Source organism: Psychromonas antarctica (assembly GCF_022267535.1).
GTDB classification, from domain to species: Bacteria; Pseudomonadota; Gammaproteobacteria; order Enterobacterales; family Psychromonadaceae; genus Psychromonas; species Psychromonas antarctica.
The window spans coordinates 1-4,888 of record NZ_JAHNZV010000155.1 but is presented as its reverse complement, the minus strand read 5'-3'; the positions used below and the strand labels follow the sequence as shown (position 1 = coordinate 4,888).

Here is a 4,888-nt window from a genome sequence, read left to right as displayed (position 1 = left end):
CCTTTACAAGAAAGGACTTTGATTTTTTTGAAATCACATCAACAATAAGTGTCCACACAGATTGTTTGATTAAATTGTTAAAGAGCGTGCCTTTCGGCGAGGTGCGTATATTACGCTACCAGCGAACGATGTCAACGGTTATTTTATCTTTCTAATCAACGTTAAACGTCATTAAAAGTAACCTCTTTCATTCTCAGTCATTGGCGTTGCAGCCCGTGTCTGTGGGGTCGCATTATAGGGATATCGATCACGTTGGCAAGTGTTTTCTACATAAAATAAGGTTATTTCTACAATTAGTTTTTATACCCTATTTACAAACAAGTTATCCACATTTGTGCAGATGTTATACACAGTTCCGTTGTTTTCCCATTATAGATTTTTGGCGATACTCGCAAGATCATTAAATACAGCAGTTGCTAATTTTTCCCCTTCGGGTGTAATTGCCTTCCCTGTTCTAACTAAATAATTTGTGGCTATCCCAGCAGCAATGCCCGCTTGTAGATCTGACACTTTATCACCAACCAGAATAGAGTTGCTTACATCAATGTTCAATTCTTCAATTGCACTCAGTAACATTCCCGGTTTTGGTTTACGACACTCGCAGTCAATTTTAAATTCCCCGATGCCTTTTTCGGCATGATGCGGGCAATAATAAATACCATCTAAATCGACACCACGATCTGCTAATGACCAATCCATCCATTCAGTTAGCGTGTTAAATTGCTGTTCAGAGAAATAACCACGTGCTATACCTGATTGATTTGTAATAACGACCAATAGATAATCTTTTTCTTTAAATTTTTTGCAAGCTTCAATGGCCCCCTCAATGAACTCGAAATCATCAACTATTGAAACATAACCTTTATCTACGTTTAATACGCCATCTCGATCAAGAAAAATTGCACGTTTCCCATTAGCTACTGTCATATTACTTCCTTCTTTGTTCCAGACATTTTAAAAAATGTTATTATGCCATTCATCTCTATTCCCTACTATTTATAAAGAGTACCTTATGTTACGTATTTTTGTTGTTTCCAGCTGCACCCTTTTATTGAGTGCATGCAGTCACTTTCAATTTTCATCTAACCTAGACAAAGATAATTTCAGTAATTACTTTAAACCTTCACAAGTCACCGTTTATGAAAAAGATCAGCTTATCGGACTTGATTATGTTTTTATCGCGTCAGTAACAGGTAGCAGCTGCCAAGAATCAGTAAATGATCGCCCTGCCGATATTAAACAAGCAAGAACCAATGCGCGAATAAGTGCTGCTGAGTTGCATGCTAATGCAATTGTTTTTCAGTCCTGTTTAACTTTTGAACCAGATCAAAGCTGTATTTCAAATATAATCTGTTACGCACAAGCGTTTGATATCAGCCCTCCACAATAAGAGCCATTATTTTGTTTACTAACACGCAATTAAAAAGCATCGGTTTTATTCACTCTCCTTATAAAGAGAAATTTGCTGTACCCCGACAATCAGGCTTAGTACCAAGTGCCAAAGCAGAGCTTGAGATATTGCCTCCCTATAACGATATGAATGCATTTTTAGGTTTAGAGTCCTTTACTCATTTATGGCTGGTTTTTGTTTTCCATAAAAATAGAGATTCAATAGAAGAAAACAGATGGCAGCCAATGGTCCGCCCTCCTCGACTCGGTGGCAATAAACGCATAGGTGTTTTTGCGACTCGTTCGCCATGCAGGCCCAATCCTATCGGCCTATCACTGGTAGAGTTTCATGGCATTAAACAAGTAAGGGGAAAGATCTTTTTACAGCTAAGTAATATCGATTTAGTTGATGGCACCCCTATTGTTGATATCAAACCCTATATCCCATACGCAGATGCGAAACCCGATGCACTTGCAGGATTTGCTCAGGAAATGCCGCAACCTTTAATGGAAGTACACTTTTCCAAACAGGCTTTGCAAATTATTGAACAGGTAAATCATAGTTACCCAGAGTTACAGCAATTAGTCACCGAAGTGTTACAGCAAGATCCTCGCCCGGCTTATAAAAAGGATAGAGCCGATTCAAAAATATATGCAGTGCACCTGTCCAATTTTAATATCTCTTGGATTAATGAAGGGGAGATCACTACTGTGATGGATATTGAACCTCTCGTTTAGCAAGGTAATAACCTGTAAATGCGCCAATGGCGGCCCCAAACAAATGACTTTCAAAAGAGACTTGAGGTGTTGATGGCAGCACCCCCAAAACTAATCCGCCATAAAAAAACAGGGTTATCAGCGAAATAATAAGAGAAGTAATTTGCCGACGCACAAAACCATAAACAAGTAGATATCCCCATAACGCATAAATCACACCACTCATTCCAATATGCACACTATTACCACGCGCAAATAACCACACCAGCGCGCCTGTAGTAATAATAAAAAAAATAAACAAAAGCCAAAACCGCTTTACGCTTTGTACAGCAATTAACATCCCCAATATTATAAAAGGGAAAAAGTTACTCATTAAATGCGCTAGGCTGGCATGTAAGAATGGTGCAAACAAAATACCCGGCAGATTTTCTGTCGCGCGCGGCAAGATTCCCCATTGATTTAAATTAATAGGCAGTAATATATTTAAGACAAAAACTAACGAACAAACGAGCATAATAGCGCAGCTGTATTTTACAGCTAACAGATAACGTTTCATGGTTGATCCTTTGCATGAGGCAATGACAGGGGTAAAATAACTGAAAGTAGAGCGAATACTCAATTTTATTTTGCAATATTGAGCAACAAACCTTTGGAAGTGGCAATTCCGCTGTTAAAATCCCAGCTCATTTAATACTGCTCGGGCCAACTAAGGATTTCTATGCGCACCACCAACTATTTACTTTCAACTCAAAAAGAAGCTCCAAGTGATGCTGTCATTGTCAGCCACCAACTAATGTTACGTGCAGGCATGATCCGTAAACTTGCATCCGGCTTATATACGTGGCTGCCCACAGGTTTACGTGTATTGCGTAAAGTTGAAAATATTGTACGTGAAGAGATGGAACGAGCAGGTGTGGTTGAAATACTGATGCCCGTTGTACAACCAGCGGATCTTTGGATCGAAACGGGCCGTTGGGATAAATATGGCGGAGAACTTCTGCGTATTAAAGATCGCCATACTCGTGATTTTGTTTTGGGTCCAACGCATGAAGAAGTTGTCACAGAACTGGTACGTAAAGAAGTAAACAGCTACAAGCAGCTTCCGTTGAAACTTTTCCAAATCCAGACCAAATTTCGTGATGAAACACGTCCCCGTTTTGGTGTCATGCGTGCCCGTGAGTTTACCATGAAAGATGCTTACTCTTTCCATCTTGAACAGGACTGTCTAGAAAAAACCTATCAGGATATGTTCAATGCCTACTGCCGCATTTTCGAACGGCTAGGTCTTGAATACCGTCCCGTCATTGCTGATACAGGCAGCATCGGCGGCAGTGCGTCACATGAATTCCACGTACTAGCACCAAGTGGTGAAGATGCTATCGTATTCTCAACTGAAAGTGATTACGCTGCAAACATTGAAAAAGCAGAAGCGCTGGCCCCCGTATTTGATAGGCCAATAGCGACAGCTGAACTATGTGTTATTGACACAGCCAATGTACATACAATTGAAGATGTCTGTGCATTTTTAAATGTCAATGCGACGCAGGTTGTCAAAACATTATTAGTTGAAGGCTGTTGCGAAGAGGGGCAGCCTGCTCCGATTGTCGCACTGGTATTACGTGGTGATCATAATCTTAATGAGATTAAAGCCGAGCATATTGAAGGTATTGCTAACCCACTGATTTTTGCTAATAGCCAACAGATTGAAAATACCGCAAATTGCGATGCAGGTTCTATCGGTCCTAAAGGACTGACTATTCGTGTTATTGTGGATCGCTCTGCTGAAAAATTGTCTGATTTTATCTGCGGTGCAAATCAAACAGGTAAACATCTAACGGGTGTTAATTGGGATCGTGATATCAGCGATTATGAAGTTGCCGATCTGCGAGATGTGGTGGAAGGCGATCCTAGCCCATGTGGTCAGGGTACATTGGTTGTTACTCGTGGTATCGAAGTCGGGCATATATTCCAACTGGGTGACACTTACAGTAAAGCGATGAATGCAGCAGTACTTAATCAACAAGGCAAGAACCAAATATTAACGATGGGTTGTTATGGCATTGGTATTTCTCGTATTGTTGCAGCCGCTATCGAACAAAACAACGATCAAAACGGCATTATCTGGAATGATACCCTCGCGCCATTCACGGTAGTTATCGTACCGATGAATATGAAAAAATCACACCGAGTGGCTGAGCTTGCTGAGAAATACTATACACAGCTGCAACAAGCAGGTATTGAGGTATTGTTTGATGATCGCAACGAACGCCCCGGCATTATGTTTGCGGATGCAGAGCTAATCGGCATACCTCATACTTTAGTTATAGGCGATCGCAGCTTAGATAATGGTGTAATCGAATATAAAGATCGACTATCGGGTGAGAAGCAAGAAGTTAAAATTGAAGAGGTGATCGATTTTATCAAGGCTAAACTTGCTTAAAGCGGCCTAAATTAAGAAAGAAGCCAATTATAAATGTTGGCTTCTTTCTTTCGGCTAGCAAATCTATTGAAGATTGATATTACTAATCTGCAGCTCGAGCTTTTCTATATGGTTTTTTTGAGTGTCTATATTGAAATTATTCTCTAATGCCTTCCACTCTAACGCTTGATTATTTTGGGTCAATTCATCAATCTGAGAGTGCTGAAAAATGGTTAGAGTAATTAAACTGCAGAATAAAATAGCGATAACTAAAATAGCATCAAGATGAATGGTAAATTTTTTCTTCATTAGAAAGAGTTCCTGTGATTTATAAATGAGCGGCAGTTTCACTCGGCCAGTATC

Annotated in this window: 6 protein-coding genes; 3 read left to right on the top strand and 3 right to left on the bottom strand. The window is 40.0% G+C overall.

What is annotated here, in order from left to right:
- Positions 1 to 369: 369 nt before the first annotated feature.
- On the bottom strand, positions 370 to 927 hold the full coding sequence (gene gmhB, locus KSO91_RS16005; protein ID WP_238744032.1) for a D-glycero-beta-D-manno-heptose 1,7-bisphosphate 7-phosphatase: 558 nt from the start codon (positions 925 to 927) through the stop codon (positions 370 to 372).
- Positions 928 to 1,012: 85 nt separating this feature from the next.
- Here gmhB and rcsF point away from each other — a divergent pair, with 85 nt between their 5' ends.
- Together rcsF and tsaA are read left to right on the top strand one after the other, a co-directional pair.
- Entirely contained in the window at positions 1,013 to 1,390 is a 378-nt protein-coding gene (gene rcsF / locus KSO91_RS16000; RefSeq protein ID WP_238744031.1) for an Rcs stress response system protein RcsF, read from the top strand.
- A gap of 11 nt (positions 1,391 to 1,401) precedes the next feature.
- Entirely contained in the window at positions 1,402 to 2,127 is a 726-nt protein-coding gene (gene tsaA / locus KSO91_RS15995; protein ID WP_238744030.1) for a tRNA (N6-threonylcarbamoyladenosine(37)-N6)-methyltransferase TrmO, read from the top strand.
- Here tsaA and KSO91_RS15990 read toward each other — a convergent pair.
- The gene (locus tag KSO91_RS15990; RefSeq protein WP_238744029.1) at positions 2,096 to 2,662 is read right to left on the bottom strand and encodes a rhomboid family intramembrane serine protease; all 567 of its coding nucleotides are present in this window, start codon (positions 2,660 to 2,662) and stop codon (positions 2,096 to 2,098) included. The two genes, tsaA and KSO91_RS15990, sit on opposite strands and share 32 nt — an antisense overlap.
- A gap of 162 nt (positions 2,663 to 2,824) precedes the next feature.
- Here KSO91_RS15990 and KSO91_RS15985 point away from each other — a divergent pair, with 162 nt between their 5' ends.
- Positions 2,825 to 4,546: a proline--tRNA ligase gene (locus KSO91_RS15985; protein ID WP_238744028.1), complete on the top strand. Its 1,722-nt coding sequence runs from the start codon at positions 2,825 to 2,827 to the stop codon at positions 4,544 to 4,546.
- 63 nt (positions 4,547 to 4,609) lie between these two features.
- Here KSO91_RS15985 and KSO91_RS15980 read toward each other — a convergent pair.
- Positions 4,610 to 4,888: hypothetical protein (locus tag KSO91_RS15980; RefSeq protein ID WP_238744027.1), on the bottom strand; the 279-nt coding region annotated here is incomplete at its 5' end.